Annotated in this window: 25 protein-coding genes and 1 pseudogene; 4 read left to right on the forward strand and 22 right to left on the reverse strand. The window is 49.5% G+C overall.

All coding sequences use genetic code 11. The annotated features are described in order from the left end of the window. Positions 1-88: 88 nt before the first annotated feature. Positions 89-379 (reverse strand): hypothetical protein, encoded by a 291-nt coding sequence (locus CHM34_RS04375; protein WP_094263363.1) that lies wholly within the window; start codon positions 377-379, stop codon positions 89-91. A 233-nt stretch (positions 380-612) separates the two neighbouring features. On the opposite strand from CHM34_RS04375, the gene CHM34_RS04380 reads away from it, so the two are divergent. Next, positions 613-1152, forward strand: coding sequence for a TetR/AcrR family transcriptional regulator (locus CHM34_RS04380; protein ID WP_094263364.1), 540 nt, complete (start codon positions 613-615; stop codon positions 1150-1152). Positions 1153-1168: 16 nt separating this feature from the next. Next, positions 1169-1492 carry a quaternary ammonium compound efflux SMR transporter SugE gene (sugE, locus tag CHM34_RS04385; protein ID WP_094263365.1) on the forward strand — a complete coding sequence of 108 codons (324 nt, stop codon included), beginning with the start codon at positions 1169-1171 and terminating at the stop codon, positions 1490-1492. An 86-nt stretch (positions 1493-1578) separates the two neighbouring features. On the opposite strand, the gene CHM34_RS04390 is transcribed toward sugE, so the two are convergent. Beyond that, positions 1579-1875 carry a hypothetical protein gene (locus CHM34_RS04390; protein WP_094263366.1) on the reverse strand — a complete coding sequence of 99 codons (297 nt, stop codon included), beginning with the start codon at positions 1873-1875 and terminating at the stop codon, positions 1579-1581. A gap of 225 nt (positions 1876-2100) precedes the next feature. Here CHM34_RS04390 and CHM34_RS19225 point away from each other — a divergent pair, with 225 nt between their 5' ends. Then, the gene (locus CHM34_RS19225; protein ID WP_169713585.1) at positions 2101-2238 is read left to right on the forward strand and encodes a hypothetical protein; all 138 of its coding nucleotides are present in this window, start codon (positions 2101-2103) and stop codon (positions 2236-2238) included. 288 nt (positions 2239-2526) lie between these two features. On the opposite strand, the gene CHM34_RS04395 is transcribed toward CHM34_RS19225, so the two are convergent. The 4 genes from CHM34_RS04395 to CHM34_RS19945 all read right to left on the reverse strand — a co-directional run bounded on the left by CHM34_RS04395 (position 2527) and on the right by CHM34_RS19945 (position 5578). Next, positions 2527-3951 (reverse strand): dihydrolipoyl dehydrogenase family protein, encoded by a 1425-nt coding sequence (locus CHM34_RS04395; protein ID WP_094263367.1) that lies wholly within the window; start codon positions 3949-3951, stop codon positions 2527-2529. 79 nt (positions 3952-4030) lie between these two features. Further along, positions 4031-4408: a bacillithiol system redox-active protein YtxJ gene (gene ytxJ, locus CHM34_RS04400; RefSeq protein ID WP_240511864.1), complete on the reverse strand. Its 378-nt coding sequence runs from the start codon at positions 4406-4408 to the stop codon at positions 4031-4033. A gap of 70 nt (positions 4409-4478) precedes the next feature. Next, positions 4479-4931 carry a hypothetical protein gene (locus CHM34_RS04405; protein ID WP_094263368.1) on the reverse strand — a complete coding sequence of 151 codons (453 nt, stop codon included), beginning with the start codon at positions 4929-4931 and terminating at the stop codon, positions 4479-4481. A gap of 47 nt (positions 4932-4978) precedes the next feature. Further along, positions 4979-5578, reverse strand: a complete 600-nt coding sequence (locus CHM34_RS19945) for a hypothetical protein (RefSeq protein WP_094263369.1) — start codon at positions 5576-5578, stop codon at positions 4979-4981. Positions 5579-5801: 223 nt separating this feature from the next. On the opposite strand from CHM34_RS19945, the gene CHM34_RS04415 reads away from it, so the two are divergent. Further along, entirely contained in the window at positions 5802-6824 is a 1023-nt protein-coding gene (locus CHM34_RS04415) for an acyltransferase family protein (RefSeq protein ID WP_094263370.1), read from the forward strand. 652 nt (positions 6825-7476) lie between these two features. On the opposite strand, the gene CHM34_RS04425 is transcribed toward CHM34_RS04415, so the two are convergent. The 16 genes and pseudogenes from CHM34_RS04425 to CHM34_RS04500 all read right to left on the reverse strand — a co-directional run bounded on the left by CHM34_RS04425 (position 7477) and on the right by CHM34_RS04500 (position 23020). Beyond that, positions 7477-8184, reverse strand: coding sequence for a tetratricopeptide repeat protein (locus CHM34_RS04425; protein ID WP_094263372.1), 708 nt, complete (start codon positions 8182-8184; stop codon positions 7477-7479). 174 nt (positions 8185-8358) lie between these two features. Continuing rightward, positions 8359-8871 (reverse strand): DUF3907 family protein, encoded by a 513-nt coding sequence (locus tag CHM34_RS04430; RefSeq protein WP_094263373.1) that lies wholly within the window; start codon positions 8869-8871, stop codon positions 8359-8361. 234 nt (positions 8872-9105) lie between these two features. After that, entirely contained in the window at positions 9106-10734 is a 1629-nt protein-coding gene (locus tag CHM34_RS04435; RefSeq protein WP_094263374.1) for a hypothetical protein, read from the reverse strand. A 222-nt stretch (positions 10735-10956) separates the two neighbouring features. Beyond that, positions 10957-11139 (reverse strand): hypothetical protein, encoded by a 183-nt coding sequence (locus CHM34_RS04440; RefSeq protein WP_094263375.1) that lies wholly within the window; start codon positions 11137-11139, stop codon positions 10957-10959. Between the two features lie 150 nt (positions 11140-11289). Next, complete coding sequence (locus CHM34_RS04445; protein ID WP_094263376.1) at positions 11290-11739, reverse strand: CoA-binding protein; 450 nt, start codon at positions 11737-11739, stop codon at positions 11290-11292. Between the two features lie 285 nt (positions 11740-12024). Next, on the reverse strand, positions 12025-13629 hold the full coding sequence (locus CHM34_RS04450) for an FMN-binding glutamate synthase family protein (RefSeq protein WP_240511865.1): 1605 nt from the start codon (positions 13627-13629) through the stop codon (positions 12025-12027). 126 nt (positions 13630-13755) lie between these two features. Then, positions 13756-14778 (reverse strand): NADH:flavin oxidoreductase/NADH oxidase, encoded by a 1023-nt coding sequence (locus tag CHM34_RS04455; protein ID WP_094263378.1) that lies wholly within the window; start codon positions 14776-14778, stop codon positions 13756-13758. Positions 14779-14987: 209 nt separating this feature from the next. Continuing rightward, positions 14988-15881 carry an ROK family protein gene (locus tag CHM34_RS04460; RefSeq protein WP_094263379.1) on the reverse strand — a complete coding sequence of 298 codons (894 nt, stop codon included), beginning with the start codon at positions 15879-15881 and terminating at the stop codon, positions 14988-14990. 29 nt (positions 15882-15910) lie between these two features. After that, positions 15911-16624 (reverse strand): GntR family transcriptional regulator, encoded by a 714-nt coding sequence (locus tag CHM34_RS04465; RefSeq protein WP_094263530.1) that lies wholly within the window; start codon positions 16622-16624, stop codon positions 15911-15913. 284 nt (positions 16625-16908) lie between these two features. Next, positions 16909-18312, reverse strand: a complete 1404-nt coding sequence (locus CHM34_RS04470; RefSeq protein WP_094263380.1) for a glycoside hydrolase family 1 protein — start codon at positions 18310-18312, stop codon at positions 16909-16911. Positions 18313-18325: 13 nt separating this feature from the next. After that, positions 18326-19660, reverse strand: coding sequence for a PTS cellobiose transporter subunit IIC (celB, locus tag CHM34_RS04475; protein ID WP_094263531.1), 1335 nt, complete (start codon positions 19658-19660; stop codon positions 18326-18328). 14 nt (positions 19661-19674) lie between these two features. Beyond that, a complete protein-coding gene (locus CHM34_RS04480; protein ID WP_094263381.1) occupies positions 19675-20007 on the reverse strand; it encodes a PTS sugar transporter subunit IIA in 333 nt (110 codons plus the stop codon). Continuing rightward, a complete protein-coding gene (locus CHM34_RS04485) occupies positions 20007-20318 on the reverse strand; it encodes a PTS sugar transporter subunit IIB (RefSeq protein ID WP_094263382.1) in 312 nt (103 codons plus the stop codon). Before CHM34_RS04485 ends, CHM34_RS04480 begins: the two co-directional genes overlap by 1 nt. A 240-nt stretch (positions 20319-20558) precedes the next feature. After that, complete coding sequence (locus CHM34_RS04490; RefSeq protein WP_094263383.1) at positions 20559-21233, reverse strand: serine/threonine-protein kinase; 675 nt, start codon at positions 21231-21233, stop codon at positions 20559-20561. A gap of 430 nt (positions 21234-21663) precedes the next feature. Further along, a pseudogene (locus CHM34_RS04495) lies at positions 21664-22169 on the reverse strand (RNA-guided endonuclease TnpB family protein); the annotation flags it as partial. A 206-nt stretch (positions 22170-22375) separates the two neighbouring features. After that, positions 22376-23020 (reverse strand): ABC transporter ATP-binding protein, encoded by a 645-nt coding sequence (locus CHM34_RS04500; RefSeq protein ID WP_094263384.1) that lies wholly within the window; start codon positions 23018-23020, stop codon positions 22376-22378.

The following is a 23020-nucleotide window of genomic DNA, read 5'->3' on the forward strand; positions in this document are numbered from 1 at the left end:
CCCGGCCGCAGGTAAAGAACGGACCGAGAAGGGGACCGCGTAAAAAAAGCCGGGGGATTTCTCCCCGGCCTATGTAATTACGGATCATTTAGGTTTGTACGGCGGCCTGCTCTTCCTCCAGACCGTTTTCAATCCCGATCACCACTTCATCGACAGTCATCTGATCTTCCAGATAAAGCTGAATCAGTTCATAGACCACATCGGTCTGTTTTTCCGGATATTCCACAGCTTCCAGCATCTCGTTCAGCGGATCAAAGGTGCGGGATAAAATCTGTACACTTCCGGAGTTAAGCACCTCTTCCAGCTGGGTCGTTTTCTGGTAAACTTCTTTGATCATGGTAAGAATAATGGCCATCATCTTTTTTTTCTGAGCATCCATGTTCCTTCCCACCTTCTTTGATGATTTTCAGAGGCCCGAGGGCCTCTCCAAAAAACGCCAGCGGATGGATCATAAAATATATACCAAGCAGGCGTATACAGGAAACTCAAATGTAATTATTATTTTATACGACTCATCCCAAAATTGCAGGGGTGTTTTTTATTTTTGTTGATAATTGTACCGTCCAGACGGTATAGTCAGGGGAGAATGTTTCTTGAATAAGGAGGAAATCTATGACTCCGTCACCTTTATCCACTCGAGAAAAGCTGGTCCAATCAGCCAACCGGCTGGTACTGGAACAAGGAGTTGAGCAACTGACTCTGGATGCGGTTGCCCGCAATGCCGGCGTCAGTAAAGGGGGGCTCCTCTATCACTTTCCGTCCAAAGAAGCCCTGATCTCAGGGATGATGGACCACTTGTTAGAGCGATACACGGAGTATCTGCATCAAGGATCCAAAGAGGATCCGGAACCGGGAAGCTGGCTTAGGGCCTTTATCCGAGCGTCGGATCTCGACGAACGGCAACGAGAAAAAAGCGCCGGCCTGTTGGCTGCCGTTACCACCAATCCCGAACTGCTCACCCCTCTTCGCACCCGTTACCGGGAATGGCAACAGATGATCGAAGATGACGGAGTGGACCCGGCCCTGGCCAATCTGGTCCGATTAGCCGCCGACGGACTTTTTTTCTGCGACCTCCTCGGACTGGCTCCTTTGGAAGGAGAACTCCGAGAACAAGTGGTGGAGAAGATGATCGACCTCACTCAAACACCCTAGAAAGGAGAGTCTTCACATGGCTTGGATTTTCCTGATCATCGGCGCCTTTTTTGAAACAGGATGGGCTGTCGGACTTAAATACACCGAAGGATTTTCACGGCTTTGGCCCAGTGTATTCACAGTGATCGCCATGGCCCTCAGCTTTCACTTCCTGTCCCAAGCGATGAAAACACTGCCTGTCGGAACAGCTTATGCCGTTTGGACCGGATTGGGAGCCGTGGGTACGGCGGTGCTCGGGATGGTTCTCTTCGGCGAGTCGCGGGAATGGCTCCGCATCCTGTGTCTGTTGCTTATTTTCACCGGCGTCATCGGATTAAAATTCATTACTCCCCAAACGTAACCGACGAAAATAAGCGCCCATCCATCCGCAGTTACCGGAAAGAAGGGCGCTTGTTTTTCCAACCCGGTAAACCGGGCTTTGATTTTTTACCTCTTCCTTCTCTTGCCTCGGGGCTGTACGGGTTTCTTGCCCTGCAGCATATCCATTCCCATCTGCGGATTGCGCTGAACGGAATCGGCAAAGTCTTTCAATTCCTGCTTGCCCACATCAGCTTGGGTCACTTTCATTAAATATTCCAGGACAGCGCCCATTCCTCCCCGTTCGTTGGCTTTTGTGGCACCGGACAGAATTTGGTTGAGCTGTTGTTCCGATAATACCCGTTGTCCCAGGACATTGTTGATCAGTTGCGTCATTTCCTTTGTTGAAAGGCCTTTCCCCGCCATGCTTATCCCCCCATGTTTGGACTTTCCCTTCACCTTATGAAGGGAACGACCGGAGGGGGCAGGCCGATGCCCCGATCACCGCGTAATTTGGGCGTGATATTCGCTCGATCCGTTCCTGGACTGGGCTCTTCTCTCAGTCAATGGAACAGGCCACCGAATATCTTAAATCATGAACCGATTGCGGGTTCATCAGGTTCCCGCCGGTTCGGGAGGGGGAACACCATCATGTACAGCCCGTACTACAGGCGGAATCGCAAGGGTTATCCGTGGCCCGGTGAAAAGGAAGCCCTGCATCGACTTCTGCTGTTTCTATTGATTATCCCCACTATTTTTTGGTTTGCCGGAGCGCTGGACGATTATTAGGGTCTTCCGGCTTCCTCCTGTTTTCCCGCCAGACACGCACTCCACCAGTGACCATTTTCCCCGGATGGGATATCCGCCTGTACACATTCACCCCCCGGCGCATATTTTATAGCATCAACAAGAGGAAGGAGGAGTTGGAATGACCGGCTCTTACTACGGATTCGGCTTGCGCCGTCTTTTAATCTTCCTGTTGGTGATCGCCACGATCTTCGCTGTCCTCGGTATCTGGTATTAAACGAAACACTTTCCTCCCCCCGTCCAGGGGGATCTTTTGTATGATCGTCCCTTTTACCGTAACCGACGGATCAGCCATCGCGAAAGTCTGGACAACCCCTTCGACGAGGATAAAGTTTCCCTCCGATGCAAATCCGCCAACCTCTGTAACGCTCCAGCGCGAGTCGGATAGGGGTGAACCGTCCGGGAGATATCCCCGAATTTGTGGCCGTGGCGTTTGGCGAAAACCGCTTCCTGCATCCAATCTCCAGCGTCAGGTCCCACAGCATGGGCTCCCAGGATTTTTCCCCGGCGATCCGTGATGACTTTCACCAATCCCTCCGTCTCCCGGTCCGTAACAAACCGGTCCACCTGATTCAGACGAGTCTTGAAAACACGGATCTCCCCCGCCTTTTCCCGGGCTTCTTCTTCCGTCCAACCCAGGTGAAACACTTCCGGGTCGGTAAATAGAACCCGGGGCAGATCGGTATCATCCACTTGACCCCGCAATCCGAGCAAAGCGTTATAAACAGCGGCTTTCCCCTCCGTTTGCGCCGCGTGAGTAAAGGGGGCCCCACCGTTAACATCTCCGATAGCAAATATGTGGGGAACAGAAGTTTGTAAACGGGGATTGACGGAAATAACCCCGTCTTCTGTACGGAGACCGGCACGATCCAATTGCAGGCGATCCGTATTGGGTTTTCTCTCCGCCGCCGCTAAAATTCCATCCACAGTAAGGGAAAAGGTTTTTTCTCCCTGTTTTACCACCGCACGCTTTTTTTCTTCCTCCGCCTGTACTTCAACAACCCGGGCACCGGTGATCATCCGAATCCCTTCCCGTTTTAGCGCCCGTCGAATAAAGGGGATCAGTTCCGAATCTTCCTGGCTCAAAATCTCCGGTTCCGTCTCCACCACAGTCACCCGGCTGCCCAACCGGGCAAAGGCCTGAGCCAATTCCAAATCGATCGGACTCCCGCCAATCACCAGCAGGGAATCCGGCAACTCCTCCAACTGCCATGCCGTCTCGACGGTGAGAAAGTTCTCCTCGGTTAAACCGGTAACCGGGGGAACGACAGGATAGGAGCCTGTCGCGATGACGATCCGTTTACCATGGATCACTTCAATCCCCCCGACACGAATCTCATGAGGGGATTGAAAATGCCCCGCCCCGTGATACACATCCACTCCCAGCTCCCGAAATCGGTCCGGATCATTCTGCAGAGACATTCCCCGGATGGACCGGTTGATCCGGTTTTGAACGGATTCCCACCGCAACTTCCCGGTTGTCTTATTACCCAATTCCTCAGCTTTTCGGGAAGCGTCAAGGATTTTGGCAGATCGCATCAACGATTTGGAAGGCAGACACCCCGACCAAAGACCATCCCCGCCCAATTTTCCTTTTTCGATCAAAGCGGTTTTCGCTCCCAGCCCGGCCGCTTCCGCCGCGGCGACTAAGCCGCCAGAACCGCCGCCGATCACGATCATATCGTATTTTCTCATGATGGACTCCTCCCAATCTCCTATTTACGGCTCCATCACGGATCAACCAAAAAAAGCAACCCTGCGGGAATCGGGTTGCTCAACGAAGGTGACTGGCGAGAACCTCCTCCAAGGCTTCCTTCTTGATATGCCAGTGAGAAGTGTGCCAAACCGGCTTTCCATTCTTCAGCAGGATCGTTTGAGGGGATTGATGTTTTACTCCGAGATCTTCCGCGATCCGGTCAGACACCTCCCTGGATTCCAACACTTTGACAATCACATAATCCATGTCGGAGCGGGGTTGATCCTCTGTGTATTTTTTACATTCCTCCCAGGCATCGGCACTCACCGGACAGCGCGTACTGTGTTTCATCACCAGCACCGGTCGCTCCTCTGATTGTTGAAACGCCTGATTCCACTCGTTGAAGGTCGTTATTTCATTCCACTGGGCCAAACGAACTCCCACTCCTTTATCCAAAACTCTTTTCTTCTCATCATACCTTATTTCATAAAAGGTTTCACCCGGTGAACATAAAAAGAAAACCCGTTCAGGCTTCTCCTGAGTTTCGGGATTCCAATTGATGAATTCGCGCGTTTCGGTTTTTATTACTTAATAAATGGACCAGAAGCTGATATTCCTCCATCAGCAGTTGTTCAAAAAATTTCATTTCCTCCCGCAGTTTTCGATTCTCTTTAAGGAGACGATCCAACTGATCATGGTTGGTGCGGGTAATCTGCTCCAGTTCATCCATCCGGTTTCTGATCGATTGCGGCTCCTTCTCCATCTCCGCCCCTTTTTTATGTCGAGGGGATCCAGACGATTCCACATCCCGCACCCGCTTCACTATTTTCTTCCACCTCGCATAGCAGGCGTTTTCACTGCGGTTCAACTTTTCCGCCACCATTTCAAAGGTCTGCTTTCGCGTCATCCCGATTTTTCTGCAATTCGTCACCCATTGCAACAGAGACCGGTCTTCGTCGGCACTCCAGGAACGGGGCAAACGAGTGCACCTCTTTTCTGTTTACATTCCCATCCGTATTCCATACATTATGACCCCGTTTCCCAATCCGTATCCACGCTTGACCCGCGCACCTCTTCCTCGGGCGGATGATTCACCTCGATCTCCACTTCGGTTGGTCCGTTGGCTTCTGGTTCTTCTTGACGGATAAGTGCCCCGGCGGACTGCAATAATTTCAACAAATGGGCGTACCGGTCTTTAATATCATTCTGAAAGCTATGATAAGCCTCCCACTCCTCCTTGAGTCTCCGATTCTCCTCGGCTACCCCTCGCAACTGACGCTCTTTCTTTTTCAACTGCCTTTCCAACCGTTGAATCGCTTCCCGGTCCGCCCGGTATTCACGATCGAAGGCCCGGAGTTGCCGAATCAGATTTTTTAAGGAAAAAGCAGTAGCTTTCTTTTTTTTAAGATGGCTGGCCACCCGTTGCTTCTTCGCCTGATTGAAAGCCTCAGCCTGCTTTTTTCTTACGACGGCATTCCAGCGAAATCCGCAGGCACCGGGCGTTCGCCCGATTTTTCGGGCCACTCGTTCAAAAGCGTCCAGCTGATTTCCGCCTTCGCGAATCGATTGTAAAACCTGTTCTGCCAAAAAACGGTCCTCTTCTTCCGTCCAACTGCGCCCTTTCATTTTAAACCCTCCTTCTCCATCGATTCTATGGGTATATTATGCGGTGCCCAAAAATCAGTGTTTCCTTCGTTTGCTTCCGTTCAATGAAAGGTATTTTCTCAAAAGATGTAGAATTTTTCACGATAAACACAACCTGTTTTACCGGCGGGAAAAACGTGTTGTAATATGGAATAAGAACAAGAGGCGTTTAAAACGTATCCTCGCTGTGACAGGAGGTTGATTGATGAAAGACGGAATGAAGCAGAGAGATTATTATTTTGATAATGTCAAATTTATTCTTATTCTTTTAGTGGTAGTCAGTCATGCTATCCGACCCATGCTCAATGAAAGCGACTTACTGAAAACGCTTTATTTAACGATGTTTTCATTTCATATGCCCTTGTTCATCTTGATTGCGGGGTACTTTGCAAAGAACTTCCGCAAACCGGAGCAAAACAAAAAAATCCTTGTCACGATTTTTATTCCCTACGTCATCTTTCAAACGCTCTACCTGGTCTTCGACTACGTACTCTACCGACCGTCCGAATGGAACGGGTCCATCTTTGACCCCTACTGGATTATGTGGTTTTTACTCAGCCTCTTTTTGTGGCGACTGATATTACCGTATTTTATTCAGTTGAAACACCCGCTCATCCTTTCTGTCATTTTAGCGATCCTGATCGGGTATGTCAGTGATGCCGACGATTTCCTCAGCTTATCCAGGACTGTTGCTTTTTTCCCCTTCTTTCTGGCCGGATTTTATTTGAAACGACATCATTTCGAGAAGCTGTTTTCCCCATGGAAGCGGGTGACGGCCGTCTTGGGATTGATCGGGATCACCGCTTTTCTCTATTATCTGGAATTTCATTCTCCTCTCGGTCTGAGTATCCGTAAATGGTTGTACTTCGTATTTCCTTACGAAGAAGTGGGGCACGGGGAATGGTATGCGGGAGTCCATCGCCTTTTCTTTTACGGTTTGGCGGTTCTCTCATCCATCTTCGTTTTGACACTCATTCCCCAACGAAAGAGCATCATCAGCCGATGGGGAGCCCGTTCTCTTTATGTTTATGTGTGGCACGGATTTTTCATCGAAATCTACAAGGCCTTGGATCTGAAGGATATACTGCCTTCCCCTTACCAGCACGTGGTGATTATGGCAGGGGCCGTCCTGCTGACTTGTTTCCTAGCCTCCAATTTCGTACAAAAAATCACCCGGCCCCTTGTCCAGCCCAGGCTGGAATGGCTGTTTCAAAAAAACAACCGCTAGGGCGTGTCTGGTAAATCGTCGAAAGGAGCTGGGCACCGATTTCCAGCGTAGCGACGTTTGCATCCAAAGGGCACAAGTCTCGCCTCGGTCGCTCCGCTCCCGGGTCTCGCTATGCCCGACAACCTAGCGGAGTTTTCGAAGGACCGAACCAGCGGCCACTTTGCTCTTCCTTTGGCCGCTGATTCGGTCCGGAGAAAATGGAGCCGACCGTTTTGCATCCGCGGGAGGGGAACCTGGCGCGGAGTCGGAAAGCGGCCCCCGCACCCAGTTGTCGTTAATGATCAGATACACCCCAGCGAGGTGCCCGAAGATCCGGCAATCATTCACCGGGCAGACCGGAAAGCGGAGAAAGTTTGAGTAGAAAAAACGGCGGGGAAATGTCCCTGCCGTTTCTATAAAAAATGAAAAACCATCAGCTTCCGGTTTTAAAGTTTAGGAATTGGGATGATCAGGAATCGGGGATTTAAAGACAAGAAAAAGACCAGGATAGGACCTGGCCACATGAAAGAGGGTCAAGATTAAGGAGTTAAGAAGCGTGGTAGCATAAGCAAGGAGGTCAACCTCGCTTACAAATCTCATCATACCATAATGTTCGAAATTTGTCGATATGTGCTTATTATTTTTTTCGAACATTTGCGATAGTCCTTTGTGCTTAGGACCACACTTTCCTGAAATAGCGTTTTAAGCCTCGCTCGCCCTTCCTCTGCGCTTTTAACGCCCTCCGGAACTGAGTGCGGACTTGACGGTCCCCGGAATCGGACACCAGCTTTCGGCGCAGCCGTCTCGCTTCTTCACCCAATTCGCCGAGCTTCATCAGAACTTTCGCATATACTTCATAGTAGTCCTTATTGTCCGAAGGAAAACGCGCCGCGATTTTTAAATGAAGCAGTGCCTGCTGTTTGCGATCGGTTTGCGCGTACACTTCCGCCAACAATGCATGGGCAAAGGCGTCCCGGGGATTTTTCTCCAGCCCGCTGAGAAGGTGAGTTTCCGCTTCACCGAAAGCCTCCCGGCTGAGAAGCAAAAAACGTCCATATTCCCGGTAAGCCTGGCTGAAGTCCGGATGATAGTCCAATACTTTCTCATAGACGGCCCGGGACTCGTCTCCACGGTCCAAACGTTCCAGGATCCGGGCGTTCAACAGCATCCCCTGAGCGTGGAAAGGCTCGTCCCCCAATAATTCCTCCACTGCGGCCAACGCTTCCGAATACTTTCGTTTCGCGTATTTCAGATGAGCGCGCTCGTATACCTGCGAGCGATCCGGATTCGCATCGGCGTACTCCCGGGATTCTCCCGTATCCACCGTTCCGTCGATGGGACGGATGGGTTCCGCCTCTGTCGCCGCACCCGGTCCAGTCATCTAGATTCCCCCTTCTCCCTTTGACTCAAAAGGATTCCCGTCTCTCAACGCTTCAGGGTCTTTCAATCAACGATTCGATTTTATCGCATTCGACAATTTTTGTCACGTTTTTTCGACAAAATCGGCATTTCACCACAAAAATAGGCCGATTCCGCCTCTTTTGTTTCTATTTCATTAGAACGTCAGGTGCTGTTTCTTCATTTGCACCCGGTTCATGGTATCTGTCTCGTAGTAATCCAATTCATCCCTCAGTATTTCAAAGATCTTGGAAAGAGTAAATGTAACTTTTTTCATCGACTCCGGAGGCCTCCGACGGAACCGGATCGGATCATGGTTGGTATAGGAGTAACGGCTGTCCTCTTCGTACACTTCGTTTCGAGGGTAGTAAAAATTGTGGATACAAGTGTGAACCACTTCATTCAAAACACGTTCCGCAAAATCCTCGCTGAATGTTGCCCGCCTCAAAACCAAGCTGACCTTTTCATAACCCAGTTCGCAGGATACCAATAGATAGCGCAGATCGGACAGGAATTCTTTTAAATAATCTTCCGCATCTTTCCCCTCCGGACTCTCCTCCACCAACTTCCGGATGTCCGTATGGTTCAGAAAATGCTCTACCAGACCATGAACCTCCGACAGCTTATCCCGGGTCAATTGACACAGCTCTTTTGTTTGCTCCGCAGGCATGCCGATCAGGTACCCCCTTGAAAGTTTACAACCTGAACACGTAACAGTATAGCACGTTTTCCCCATTCTCGACGAACCGGCCAAACGCGTACATGTCAGAGAAGTTCGCCCCAGAGGACTCTATCCTCCCCCTAGCTGAACCAGTCTTGCGTATGATGCTGTTTCTCCAAAATGCCAAAAAACCCGGCTACCATCAACCGGCAGCCGGGACATAAAGGCGTGCTTTTTCAATTTTCATGAGCGAGCGGCCTCGGGAACTTCCAGCCTTACTCGACGACTGTAGTGGTTATTCCCACGGCTTCCGCCGCAGGATTTACGGCGTCGATCCGTAAAAGGGGAAGTGACCACCCTGCCGATCCGTGCAAAACCACCGGATATGCCCCCTGAAAAAGGATTTCGTCCCCCTGATGACGGTACTTGCGGGATGCCATGAAAGATCCAGGACTGAACCGTTTTTCCGGCTCCAAGTTGAAAACCGTTGACAAATAACCGGCTGAAAGAGGCCCCATCGCTCTGTTTCCAGATATCCAGCCGGCACAGGTATTGATCCAGAAGAAAGATATACCTGATCCTGCCGCTGTGAATAACCTTATCCACAGGATCCACGACCCGGCCGTCCACCCGGATCCGCCTCTTACCCGAAAACCAAAGCCGCTGTTCCAACCGTACCGTATGCAGGGTGCCTCCCAGTTCAAACATCCACTCTGTTTCTTTTCCATCCAATTTCAGAGGCAATAAATGTTCACCGGTATCTACACAGATTCCATCCAGAAACAACCGGAAACGATACTCATCATCGTCCCTCTCTGAAAAAAACACCGCACCATTGCGGTTCCCGACTTTAAAGAAGTGACAACGGTTGCCGGATCTCCTCCACACGGGATGGTGAGCCAACTTCACCCCGTCCACCGTGATCATCTCTGAATAACCGGTCCGTTCGGCTGTCACCCGGTGGGAACCATCCCCTAAGTCGACCAGCCACGTTTTTCTCCGATCGGAAATATCATCACCGGCAGGGAACAACACGGTTTCCCCGGTCAAGGCGGATACCCCGTCGACCACCAGATCATATCGGTATTGTATCATGGCCTTCTTCTCGATATCTACCGCACAACAATGATCCCCAATCGAAAAAGTGTAACGAGTACTCCGTTTGTCCAAGCGAAGGCCGATACGGAGGAAAATATTTCCGTCCACTCTGACCTGAGTCTGATTCCACAAGCTTTGATGTTTCAATTCGATGGTATGAACTCCATTTTCCAGAGACAAAAACCATATCTTTTGACGGCACTCGATCGGTGTGGGTTCAAAAAAGACAGGGAGGCCGGTTTCCCAAGAAAATCCGTCCACTGATAAATCGTAGGTAAAAGTCTCCTTCTCTTCCCGGTGCAGGTGTATTCCGATGCGATGCTTTTTCCACAAAACCAGATGATTGCTGTTTCTCTCGTCATAGACATAGCTTTCCTCCACAAGACGCCCGTTCCACCGAATGCAGCGCTTACCGTACGGTTCATGCTGAAATGTCAATATATGAATTCCGCCGTCCAGACAAAACTCCCAACTCTTTGTCATTCCCGCCGACGGGGAAGAGCGGTGGAAAGGAAGGTCTTTGCCGTCCACCACAGAGACACCGTTCAGGGAAAAATCATAGCAATAGCCGCTAACACTGCTTTCATAAAAAATATGAAGTCCGCAGCGGTGTCCTTTAATAAAAAAGATATGGTGGGAATTACGGTCGTCGTTGAGAACCCACTCCTCCACCAACCGACGGTCTACCCATATGGTTCCCCCATTCGGCTCATGTTCCATCTCCACGACATGATGCATTCCTTCAATCTGAACTGCCCAGCTTCTTCTTTCCATGGATCCGCTCCCAAAAAAGGCTGTATATTATTATTCGTAAACTCATATTTTTTTGTGTCCTTTTCAATAGTTTTAAATCAACTTGCGGTTTAAGACCCTGTGCCCATGGATGGAATTCGTGGACTCCAACGGGACCACGGGTATTTTTTTGCATCAAAAATAAAAACCCTTCACCCCATTTGGGTGAAGGGTCGTGCCCAAACCGGCAACCCATATGACAGCTCACTGATAAGGAGCCCGATTATGGTGTTGAATCGTCTGCTCGATAATCTCACTGAGGTCTTCCCGGTTCAACTTCCCCAGATCGGTAACGATCACTTCGGATTCAAGCTCTTCTTCCCGGAGTAGCTCATATAATTCAGGTGAAAAAGTCAAAATCAGTGTGGAGAGCTTCATGGTTTCCACAGCGATCACCTCTGCTTCGAGAGAATGTGACCCCTCGATTATATTATGTTTCTACACGACCCCGGATTGTCAATGCTCAACCATCTATTTTTGCAGGGAGGAGAGGAGCCTTATTTTGGCGGCCCCTCTGTCATTTTAACATCCCCATGCTTACTTACGGCCTTCCTTACCGAGCAAAACAGCGTGATCCACCTTGATGCACCGGTCCATCACCACTGTCAATCCCGCTTGGGAGGCAATTGAAGCCGCTTCCTCGTTGATAACTCCCTGCTGAAACCAAATCGCTTTAGCTCCCGCCCGAACGGCGTCCTCCGCCACCGGGACACAATGTTCACTCCGCCGAAAAACATCCACGATATCGATCGGTTCTCCAATCTCCTCCACAGATGCGTAGGGTGTTTCCCCCAGAACAGGCCCCTTCAGAGTCGGGTTGACGGGAAAAATTCGATATCCCGCTTCTTGAAGGGCTTTTCCGATCATGTGGCTGGTTCGGAAAGGCTTGTCGGACAGACCGACAACGGCGATATGGTTCGCTTCCTTCAACAATTGTTTGATCTGTTCACGATCCGGGTTCCGATGCAAAACGATCACTCCTTCCATCATTCGCTTCTCTTCCAGAGACACCGCTGAATCATCGGCACAAAGGATACGGCTCCGGAAAATCCGTCCTCTTTCACATCGAACCGGATTTCCATCCGTTTACTATTTCCAAAAAACGAGATCTGTTGAATAATGAAAGAAGATAAAGATGATGTTCTATACCTTTTTATAGATTCTGATGATACTGTCCGCCGTTCCGTTCCTTCTCCTCTCTTGGTCGAACATTCTACGGTCTGCCGATGGAACGGCGGTTTTTTTTTGGAAAGACCTGCGATCGGAGTGTTCCTAAGCCGGGAGTCCCGGATGTTCCTTCCGTGTTGATTTCTGTCCGTCTTCCAATTCCCAAACGGCGCCCCGTTCATCCTTGTAGACGACATGGTGACGGTCCAACTCCACCGGCGACTTGGTTCCGGCGGCGGCGGCCACCCGGAAGAGGCCTTTCCGGAGAGAGAGAACATAGTTAGCGACCCGGTACTTTTTCTCTTCCACCACCAGGCCCCGCTGTAATTTGGAATCCGTGGTGGCTACACCGACCGGGCAATCATTCGTGTGACATTTCAAAGCTTGGATACAACCGACACTGATCATCATGCCCCGGGCGATATTGACCAGATCCGCCCCCATCCCCAGAGCAATGGAAATCTGGTCCGGTGTGATCAACTTTCCAGAGGCGATCAGTTTGACCCGGTTCCGGACCCCATGGTTTCTTAAGGCGGTGTCCGTGATCATTAAAGCCGACTTATTGGGTAAGCCCACACTGTCCGCCAAATCTTGGAAGGAAGCGCCGGTTCCTCCTTCCCCGCCATCCACTGTGATAAAATCCGGTCCTGCTCCCGTTTTTTTCATATGGGCGGCCAGTTGATTCGCTGCTTCCGGTCCGCCAACGACGATTTTGATCCCCACCGGTTTTCCGGTGCAACGACGGATCTTTTCCAAGAAAGAAAAGAGAGTGGGCAAATCGTCAAACTCCCTGAATCGGTTAGGGCTGTCCACGGATTCAAAGGGTGGGATCTTCCGGATTTCAGCGATCTCCGGATTAATTTTGCTCCCGTCCACGTGTCCTCCGCGAAGTTTCGCTCCCTGTCCCAGTTTGAGCTCAATCGCTTTGACCGGGTCCATCTGCCCTTTCCGCCTCAACTCCTCCCAATCCAGGCGTCCTTCACGGTCCCGTACTCCGAACAGCCCGGGACCGATCTGCATAACCAGATCCACATCCCCTTTTAAATGGTAGGGGGAAAGACCGCCTTCCCCTGTGTTCATCCAACTCCCCCGAGCCATTCCCAACCCCTCCGACAGAGCGGTGATCGCTTGTTCGCCCAGAGAACCGTAACTCATCGCCGACATACCGACCAACCCTTTCACAACAAAGGGGTGATCACATCCTTCACCGATGACGACAGCATCCGAATCGGCGAGCAAATACGGAGATTGATCCGAATCCACCCGCTCTTCTTTCCGGTAAAACAATCCGTCGTGCTGCAAATCATATTTTTTTGTCTTCACCCGGGGTTTGTGGTCGATCCGCATCTCTTCTTCCTGCTTGGGAAACAGGGCATTTTGAATGTAGTACCCCGGCTGATCGAAGTCCCGCTCCGAGCCGAATCCGATCAAGTCCTGAAGGTATTTTCCCCGCTTGACGATCGACTCGTAATCATTGCGGGAAAAAGGCTTTCCTTCCCGATCGTTGTGAAAAAGATATTGACGCAGTTCCGGACCGATCTTTTCCAGAAAATAACGGACTTTGCCCAACACGGGGTAATTGCGTAACACCGAATGCTCTTTTTGTTTGCGGTCATAAAAGAACAGATAAGTGAACACCAATCCTGGTACCAACAGAATCAGAATAAGAAGAAAATCAATCCCAAACCAATTGTCCAAAAACGCCCTCAATTTCCAAGACTCCCTTCCCATCCATAAAAATATGACCGTTCTCTCTTTTCCCTTCTGACCCGGGGAGAAAACGGCATTTAAAAAAGCCGAACCACTATTGGGTTCGGCTCCGTCAAGCACCTTTATCTAAAACGCTCGTTGATACGCCTGCGGGAGTGTATTTTCCTTGGCGAGGGCCAAAGCGGCTTCATTGGCCCAGTAGGGGTTGCGCAACATCCCCCGCCCGACGGCGGCTACATCTGCCCATTCATTTTGAAGAACCATCTCCGCCACCTTGGGGTCATCCAGACGTCCGACGGCGATGACAGGGACGCCGACCGCTTCCCGGACGGTCGCGGCGTAAGGTACCTGGTACCCCGGAGAGGAGGCCCGTACAGGCGGCGGTGCCGCCGGAGATTCCCCGCCGGAGCTGATATCAAAAGCGTCCACTCCCAGGCGATGAAAGAGATGACACCGTTCAACGGTATCCTCCAGACCGTAACCGTTCTCGGCAAACTCCACGGCGGAAAGACGCATCAACAACGGCATCTCCCTCGGAATCCGTTTCCGCACCGCCCGGATCACTTCGGAGGCAAACCGTTCAGGCTCTCCATATTCGTCCTTACGCTGATTGGAAATCCGGGAGATAAACTGGTGAATCAGATACCCGTGGGCGCCGTGAATCTCCACGGTGTCGGCTCCTGCACGAACCGCCCGCTCCGCCCCGTCAGCGAACCGTTCGATCATCTCCTCCACTTCCCCTTTGCTCATCTCGTCGGGGACTCTCCACCCCTCCTTAAATGGAACAGCGGAGGGAGCCACAGGAGACAAGCTTTCCGATTCCGCCTTTCGCCCCGCGTGGGCGATCTGGACCCCCACCTTGGCTCCATATGTGTGACAGGCATCGATGATCCGCCGAAAAGCGGGTATATGGTCATCGGACCAGATTCCCAGGTCTTTGTCGGTGATCCGACCGTCGGGATCAACATCCGTCATTTCCATCATAATCAGGCCCGTCCCTCCGACGGCCCGGGAGACATAATGGACGAAATGCCAGTCCTCCGGCTTTCCGTCCCTTCCTGTTACGCTATATTGACACATGGGTGACATCATGACCCGGTTTTTCAACTCCAGCCCTTTAAGCTGAAACGGATCAAACAAGCCCGGCATCGCATATCCACTCCTATCCTTTTTTCTAATCCAATGGCATGGGCATGAACCCTTTCTTCTTTTTCCCACCTGTTCTCCATATCAAACCGGTCGACCCCCAAACAAAATCCCCCCCTTGCATCTATGACAGGAGGGATTTGACCGTTGTCCGTGACACTCATATAGTCTTCCATAAACCAAGCTCTCCGCGCAGGAGGCACCGGATATCTTCAATCTCCCCGTCCTTTCGCTTCTTGACGGGCTTGATCAGCAAGAACAAGAGCTCCCTTGACACCGGCATCATCCCCCAGTTGAGGCGGTACGATATAGTCGTCCATTCGGCTGGACAGTTGTGGAAAGTCGATATAGTCGTTCAATAACTCTTTTAAATATTGGCGTATATGTACCCAGATGAGCTCCTGCTTCATCACGCCTCCACCGAGAATCACTTTTTGCGGAGAAAGAATGAGGATATATTGCATCAGGGCTTGAGCGATGTAATAACCTTCCAGCTTCCAAACTTCCTCCCTTTCTTTTAAAAGAACTCCTTTTTCTCCCCAGCGGTCTTCAATCGCAGGGCCCGAAGCCAAACCTTCAAGGCAGTCCTGATGATAGGGACATCTTCCTGGATATTCATCATTCGGGTGGCGCCGCACAAGAATATGCCCCATTTCAGGATGAGAAAGTCCGTGAAGGAGCTTTTCGTGGATCACAGCACCGGCTCCAATACCGGTTCCGACCGTTATATACAAACAACTGTCCAAACCTTGGGCCGCACCAAAAGCGGCCTCTCCCAGTGCCGCGGCATTCACGTCCGTTTGAAAACCGACGGGTACACGGAACCGATCATGAATCCTTTGCATCAAAGGAACGTTTCGCCATGCCGTCTTTGGAGTCGTCGTCAACATCCCGTATGTCGGGCTCTTCGGATGGACATCCGCTGGACCAAAAGATCCGATTCCAATGGCATCCAGCTCAAATCCCTCAAAAAAGCGAATCACCCTTGCTAAGGTTTCCTCCGGAATCGTTGTGGGGATTTGCGTCCTTTTAATCGCATTCTTCTTTTCATCTCCTACAGCACAAACAAACTTGGTGCCACCCGCCTCGATTCCTCCGAAAAGCATCCCTTGTTCCCCCAGATCTGAAAAAGTCGTTACTGTCGAACATCAACGGTTGTCACTACAAACTTATCGTAGCGGTGTCTTGCAAAGGAATACTCAAAGGGATTTCCCGTATTTAAAAAGCCCACCAGCTCTACTTCGAGAATCGGATCATCCGGTTGGCAATCCAGATACTCTTGGTCCAATTCATTCGGCTTACAAGCTCTTATCTTCCGATGAGAACCGCCGATGGTCAAGCCCAAGGTTTGGGTGATATGGTTATAAATCGAGGCATGTAAAACCTTTTCATTGATCCCGGGAACCAATTGAGTGGACATATAAGTTCGTTCGATTACATAGGGTTCATCCTCCACCTTTCTTAAACGGATAATATGATAGACCGGAGTATCGGCATCAATCGCCAGATGGGTCATCACTTCCTCTGATGGAAATTGAACCTCAAATCGGATGACCGTACTGCTTACCTTCTTGTCTTTTAATAGATTCGTCAATCCGACCGTCTCTTTACTGACTACGTTGACCCGACTATCCTGAATGGCTGATTTTATAATAAAGGTTCCATGTCCCCGCTTCCGATAGAGCATGCCCTCGGATACCAAAAGATCGAGTGCTTTCTTCATGGTCATCCGACTGCATTTAAATTCTTCCGCCAGCGATAATTCATCCGGAATCGGCTGTTCCATCGAGTAAAATCCATTTTTTATTCTTTTTCTCATCTCTTCGGAAATGACTTCATACTTGCTCATGACAGCAAAACACCTCATTGTATACAGTTCCCTGGAAGTGTTGTGATGGATGCATTCTTTGATGAGTCGGGGTTGGGTTTCCACACTCTGTGTCGTTGTTCCGATGAGCCAGAGGTACTCTGTGGAACCCAACCCTCCTGTTCACAACTTCTAGTGCCCCTTCAGGCAACCTTGATCTGTTTGATCCCTTGCTGGGGGTGGTCGGGCTGGCAGGCCGTCTCCGATCTCTTGCAAAAAACGCATACGCCGGCCTACCCCTCCCAACTTGATTCCCAGATAGGGCACTAGAACCCGTTCTGTTCGGAAACTCTTTTCATCCATTGGCCGCTTTTTTTAATGGAGCGCTCTCCGTCTTTTTCAAGATGGACCGATACCAACCCATATCGGTTTTTATAAGCATTGCACCATGACCAATTATCCATAAACGTCCACAAGTGGTAACCTTTGACGTTACATCCTTCTTGGATCGCTTGATGAACCCATTTTAGATGTTCTTGGATAAATTCAATCCGATAGTCATCCTGAATGATACCGTTTTCATCCCTAAAACGTTCTTCATCTTCAACCCCCATCCCATTTTCAGAGATAAAACACTCGATATTGTCATAGTTTTCTTTCAGATTAATAAGTATATCATAGATTCCTTTTTCATAGATTTCCCAACCTCTGTAGCGGTTCATTTTTCGACCGGGCATTTCATAACTGTCAAAAAAGCGGTCCGGCATAAAGGGGGCTTCCGGATTGGGCAGATGTTCCTTCGCTTTCACCCGTCTGGGCTGATAGTAGTTGACTCCGAGTAAGTCGATCGTATGCTGTCTGATCGTATCCAAGTCTTTCTTTTCCATTTTCGGCATGTAGCCTTCTTCTTTCAAAATGTCCACCAATTCTGTCGGGAATTCACCTTTGATGGAGGGATCCAGAAAAGAACGGTTAAAGAAGGTATCGGCTATTTTGGACGCTTTGAGGTCCGCAGGATGTCGGCTTCTCGGATAAGAAGGTGTCAGGCTGATAATAATCCCGATTTTTCCGTCCTGCTGTTGCTCCCTGTACGCTTGAATGGCTTTTGCACTCGCCAGAATCGTATGATAACCAACCTGAACGGCTTTTTGAAAATCCACTTCATTGGGATAATGAAAATCGTACAGGTAACCTCCTTCCACCGGAACAACCGGTTCGTTATGGGTAAACCACTTTTTCACACGGTCTCCAAATAACCGAAAGCAAGTCGCGGCATAGTCGACATACGCATCCACCACTTCCCTGCTGGTCCAGCCGCCGATCTTCTGCATCTCCAACGGCATATCGAAATGATAAAGATTGACGAAAGGCTCGATTCCCGCAGATAATAATTCATCAATGACTCGATTATAAAAGTAAACCGCTTTCTGATTGACTTCTCCACGGCCAGCCGGAATCATTCTCGACCAGGAAATCGACAACCGGAAAGAATTATGCCCGATTTCCTTCATCCGTTGAATATCTTCTTGATACCGATCGTAAAATCGGGATGTTGTTCCGGGTCCTACCCCGTTAAAGAAACGGTTCGGTTCTGTTTGATACCAGTGATCCCAAATGTTTTTGCCTTTACCGTCTTTATCGGCGGCACCTTCGATTTGTGTCGCCGAAGTCGCCGATCCCCACCAAAAATCTTTCGGAAAACGATACCGGATGTTTTCAGTCGTTTGCATATCGCATTCTCCTTTATAACGCTTGTTCTTTCGAGGAATGATCGGTTTGCGCCTTTGTCTCCGTGTTTTCCGTTTGCCTCTCCTTTTTGACGTTCATACGATCCATTACCTGCAAAAACGGCATCCAAATGATCAATACAATCCCCATATTCACCAGTTGCAACACTCCGCCCGCCAACGAGTTTGTCGCCAAGATGCCATTGATAAAGACCGGCACCGTCCACGGCACGGCTACCCCGGTGGGAGGAGGGACGATACCCGTAGACATGGCGAAGTAGGTGACTAATGTGACGATCATGGGAGCCAGAATCCACGGAATAACAATCACCGGATTCATCACAACCGGCAAACCAAAGATGATCGGTTCATTGACATTGAACAGACCCGGCCCGAGACTCAGCTTTCCCACCTGTTTCATTTGCTTGCTCTTCATAAACAACAGGATAGCGATCACCACAGCCAGCGTCATACCGGATCCGCCCATCCCCACCGTATAAATTTCCATGAATTGTTTGCTGATGATGTTGGGGACTTCCCCAGTTTCCGTATACGAGGTCAAATTTTCAACCATTAAGGTATTCCAGATAGGATCCATGATCGAATTGACGATGATCTGGCCGTGTAAACCAAAAAACCATAACAGCTGTACGAAAAAGACCGCAATCACTGTCGGAATAATACCGCTGCCCAGGTTGACCAAGGGAGCCTGCACGGCATTGAAAATCAAGTCGTGTAAATTGGTATTCAATCCTTGCGTCACGCCAATATTGACTATTAGGAATATTGACAAGGTAAAGACGGCCGGAATTAATGCGGCGAATGATTTGGCGACAGCAGGAGGTACACTCGCCGGCATCTTGATAGTCCATTTCTTCTGTACAAAAAACCGATAAATCTCCCCTGCGAAAAAGCCCGTGATCATTCCCAAAAACATCCCTTTGGCTCCCAGCCGGTCGAGGGGAATCACGTCTGTAACAGGTTCGGCCCCTTCCGGTGTCAAGATGAAGGGGGTAAGGATCAAAAAGGATGCTAAGGCGATCACCCCTCCGAATACCGCCTCCACATCATAACTTCTCGAAAGATAATAACCGATGCCGAATACGACAAATACGGTCATGATCGATATGGTTGCTTGAGAGGCGGGACCCAGGGCGGACTGCAATGTACCCAATGCTGAATCGCTCATGATTTTTTCAAGAAACGGAAGATTGGCCAGCACTACAGCGACGGATCCGAAAATGGTAAGGGGAAAAGCCAACATAAAAGCGTCGCGTAAAACTTGCAAATAACGGTTGTTATTCAATTTACCGGCGATGGGGACAAGGATTTTATTTAACCGGTCAAACAAATAAAACCCTCCTTTCAATCATCCCTCTTTTTGAAAATTTCCAGCATTTCTCGGACAAGCTCTTTCATCGTGACCGTTGACATGAGGTGATCTTCCGCGTGCATCAGGAGCAATGAAATATCCGTTTTTTCACCTGAGGCTTCCTTTTGCACCATTTGAAAATGGATGTCATGAGCCCCTTGCAAGTCTTCTTCCGCTTTCGCCAACAGGTTTTCCGATTCGGCTGTGTTCCCCTCGCGATATTCCCGCAGAGATTGGATGATTTTACTTCGGGCATTTCCGCTGTGACTGATTAACTGAAAATTGATCTGCTCAGTCGTCAAGTTTTCAAGCTTTAATTTCTCCATCATTGTTCCCCCATCAAGTTTAATGCCTGTTCATAAGCTTTTTTTCCATCTGCCATACCATAGGCCACCGTGTCAATGACATCAACAGGAACCCCGTATTTTTCTCCCTCTCCCTGCAGTTCCTTTTTTAAAAAGCTCATTTGCGGTCCGATTAAAACAACATCCGCATTCTCCATTTCTTTTTTCGCCCGATCCTGTCCAACCGCCCAAATTTCCGCCTCATCGCCGATTGATTTTGCATGTTCAGACATCTTGGTTACCAACAAACTGGTGGACATCCCTGAACTACAAGCCAACAAGATTTTCTTCATCCTGATCAAACTCCTTACGTTTAGGATTGTATAGCGCTTACATTTGTCATTATAGTGAACTCACCCGAAAATGTCTATACATTTATAAAATAAAATATAGTCAAATTGTGATGAGGAGGAGGAAAACCCGGCGCAGAGGCGGTAATCGGCCCCCCGCACCCGGTTAGCTAATCAATCGCTTGTTAATCCGACAGGCCCCAGATCATCTCTCCATTTGATCAACAAAAAAGAGAAACGCCTTCAGCGTTTCCCTCGAACCAACAACTGTATAAATTGGCGCCCGAACTCCGCGATGGAGAAGTCACCGTTCACTTGATCGTAGTATGTTTTTTTCACCAGCTCAATCAGCCAGACCGGGATTTTCTTCCCTTCGATCAGGGGATAAAAGCTTTCGAAGGCCTGGACCAAGTGATCCCATCGACCGTCGTCTCCTGGTTTCAGATATTCCGACACATCCAACAGCTTGGCGTGCCCCTCTTGCAAGAGCACATTTTTCAGATGGATATCCCTCGGGTTGAGCCCGACGCTTCGCACGTAGTTCCGGGCCTCTTCCACTTCATCCACGACCTTCGCTGGAATACGGATTCCCTGAACGATACATTCGTAAAGGGTCACTCCCGGTTCATGACTCAATACTAAAAACCCCTCATCCATCCCGTGACAAACCGGAAAATAAGGGGATTCCCCCAACCGTCGGTATACTTCGAATTCGTTTTTCCGGGCCTCTTCCCGGCCATCCGCATAGACTTTAAACACGATATCCGGATAGGAGGGATGGCGCACGACCACTGCATCCGTACCGGTTCCGACCTGCTCCAATGCCTCCGGGATCCAATCCACAGTGACCGGCTCGTTTCCCGGATTGGAACGGATTTCAATCTGTTTTAACAGCGGCTTGATCGGGTTCCAAAACATCGGGTGCCCCCTGTTCATATAAAAAAGACCTTCACCCGGGCAAAGGCCTGACTCGACGCTCGTCAAAACCTCTACGGCATCCATCATCCGTCAAGTATAGTCGGTTCAATTCCTTTCCAATATACTTTTCGCAACCGGGGTTGTCAATGAACAAGGATTGGCACCCGTTGTTGCAACTTCGGGTCGTTTTCAAAAAGGGCAAACGGTTACCCCGGCCTGTTTGGGCAATGTTGAACCAAGTCCCTCAAGCGTAGACGATGGTTGGCTGAGTCTTATTAAAAAGAGATGATTGTAAGAAGGATTACTATCAGGGACACCGAAGTTATACTTTCTAAAAAGAAGGGGGTTCAATCCATTGTTGACCACTCCCCATGCCTAAAGGCAGGGGATTCTTGGGTAATCTCCCGCAACCGGGAGAAATGGACCAAGCTCAAACCGTGAGCCCCACGGCGATGACCCTTAAACCTTCTTGCAGAATGTTTTTGGCGGCGTTGATGTCCCGATCGTGATGAGCACCACATTCTGGGCATGTCCAATATCTCAGGTTCAGATTTTTACGTCTCTGTTTCTATTCCCGCAGCAGGAACAGAGTTGGCTGGAAGGAAAAGTTCTACCGACTTTGACAAGGGTTCTTCCAAACCATTTAGCCTTATACTCCAACATGGCGGCAAACTCAGACCATGACGCATCGGTGATGGATTTTGCCAACTTGTGGTTCTTTACCAGGCTTTTGACTTGCAAGTCTTCCAAACAGATCCCTTGGTTTTCGTGAATCAGTTTGGTGGACAGCTTATGTAGAAAGTCACGCCTTGCGTTGGCGATCTTTTCATGAATCTTTGCCACCTTGACTCTGGCTTTGTGCCAATTGGAACCGCCTTTTTGACGGCGGGACAGGATTCTTTGCCAGTGAGCTAATTTCTTTTCGTATTTTCTGAAAGGAATTGCAGTCGTACACGACATTTCGATTACTTTGAACCGCTCTTAAATTCATCACCTATTGCCAATTTTACAACAAACATTAGATAGATTCAAGATATCTAGTTAAACAGGCGCAAAAAAAGAGAGCAAAAGATGGTCAGGCTTGCGAGAGGGGGAAAACCAACCCCCTCCCTCGCCTGACGCTCGCTCTCATCGTTTTCAAATCACGATAAACGGATGGTTCGATGACAGGCTTCGGCGACGAATGGATCGTGAGTCACAATAATGATGGATTTGTTTTCCTCATTCAGACCTCTCAAGATCTTCAGTATTTCATTTCTGTTGTCATCATCCAAAGAGCCGGTGGGTTCATCTGCAAGAATCAAGTCACAGGGTTTTAACAGGATTCTGGCGATGGCCACCCGCTGTTGCTCTCCGCCGGAGAGTTCATGGACCTTCTGTTTGAGAGAAATGTGATTGAGACCGACTTTTTGCAAGGCTTCTGTTTTCAACAACTGTTTTTCTTTCTTTGATTTCTTGGCATAAATCAAGGGGATTTCCAAATTCTCATGAACCGTGGCATTATCAATCAGTGCATAGTTCTGAAACAAATACGAGAGTCTGGTGCGCAAGATCCGATTGGCTTTTCTGGAATGACTCCGGGGGCTTTCCTCGCCGAACAGTTTGACCATTCCTTCATCCGGGTTTTCCAGCATGCCCATGATGTTGAGAATGGTGGTTTTACCAGAGCCGCTCTGGCCGGTAATCGCCACCATCTCGCCTTCATAGACGGTGAGATTCATCTTGTCCAACACAACATGATTACCGTATCGTTTTGATACGTCTTCAAGCTCACAGATCGGTTGCAT

It is taken from the genome of Paludifilum halophilum, assembly GCF_002245355.1.
GTDB lineage: Bacteria > Bacillota > Bacilli > Thermoactinomycetales > DSM-45169 > Paludifilum > Paludifilum halophilum.

Bases quoted from the DNA above. Each gene is read 5' to 3' on its own strand.
- CHM34_RS19945 (WP_094263369.1), bottom strand. From the start codon at position 5,578: ATGAAAGGGCGCAGTTGGACGGAAGAAGAGGACCGTTTTTTGGCAGAA.
- CHM34_RS04435 (WP_094263374.1), bottom strand. From the start codon at position 10,734: ATGGAAAGAAGAAGCTGGGCAGTTCAGATTGAAGGAATGCATCATGTC.
- CHM34_RS19225 (WP_169713585.1), top strand. From the start codon at position 2,101: ATGTACAGCCCGTACTACAGGCGGAATCGCAAGGGTTATCCGTGGCCC.
- CHM34_RS04480 (WP_094263381.1), bottom strand. From the start codon at position 20,007: ATGGAGAAATTAAAGCTTGAAAACTTGACGACTGAGCAGATCAATTTT.
- CHM34_RS04415 (WP_094263370.1), top strand. From the start codon at position 5,802: ATGAAAGACGGAATGAAGCAGAGAGATTATTATTTTGATAATGTCAAA.
- CHM34_RS04460 (WP_094263379.1), bottom strand. From the start codon at position 15,881: ATGCTTTTCGGAGGAATCGAGGCGGGTGGCACCAAGTTTGTTTGTGCT.
- CHM34_RS04465 (WP_094263530.1), bottom strand. From the start codon at position 16,624: ATGAGCAAGTATGAAGTCATTTCCGAAGAGATGAGAAAAAGAATAAAA.
- CHM34_RS04490 (WP_094263383.1), bottom strand. From the start codon at position 21,233: ATGTTTTGGAACCCGATCAAGCCGCTGTTAAAACAGATTGAAATCCGT.
- CHM34_RS04380 (WP_094263364.1), top strand. From the start codon at position 613: ATGACTCCGTCACCTTTATCCACTCGAGAAAAGCTGGTCCAATCAGCC.
- CHM34_RS04445 (WP_094263376.1), bottom strand. From the start codon at position 11,739: ATGGAAGGAGTGATCGTTTTGCATCGGAACCCGGATCGTGAACAGATC.
- CHM34_RS04455 (WP_094263378.1), bottom strand. From the start codon at position 14,778: ATGCCGGGCTTGTTTGATCCGTTTCAGCTTAAAGGGCTGGAGTTGAAA.
- CHM34_RS04485 (WP_094263382.1), bottom strand. From the start codon at position 20,318: ATGAAGAAAATCTTGTTGGCTTGTAGTTCAGGGATGTCCACCAGTTTG.
- CHM34_RS04390 (WP_094263366.1), bottom strand. From the start codon at position 1,875: ATGGCGGGGAAAGGCCTTTCAACAAAGGAAATGACGCAACTGATCAAC.
- CHM34_RS04470 (WP_094263380.1), bottom strand. From the start codon at position 18,312: ATGCAAACGACTGAAAACATCCGGTATCGTTTTCCGAAAGATTTTTGG.
- CHM34_RS04500 (WP_094263384.1), bottom strand. From the start codon at position 23,020: ATGCAACCGATCTGTGAGCTTGAAGACGTATCAAAACGATACGGTAAT.
- sugE (WP_094263365.1), top strand. From the start codon at position 1,169: ATGGCTTGGATTTTCCTGATCATCGGCGCCTTTTTTGAAACAGGATGG.
- CHM34_RS04375 (WP_094263363.1), bottom strand. From the start codon at position 379: ATGGATGCTCAGAAAAAAAAGATGATGGCCATTATTCTTACCATGATC.
- CHM34_RS04425 (WP_094263372.1), bottom strand. From the start codon at position 8,184: ATGACTGGACCGGGTGCGGCGACAGAGGCGGAACCCATCCGTCCCATC.
- CHM34_RS04395 (WP_094263367.1), bottom strand. From the start codon at position 3,951: ATGAGAAAATACGATATGATCGTGATCGGCGGCGGTTCTGGCGGCTTA.
- CHM34_RS04430 (WP_094263373.1), bottom strand. From the start codon at position 8,871: ATGCCTGCGGAGCAAACAAAAGAGCTGTGTCAATTGACCCGGGATAAG.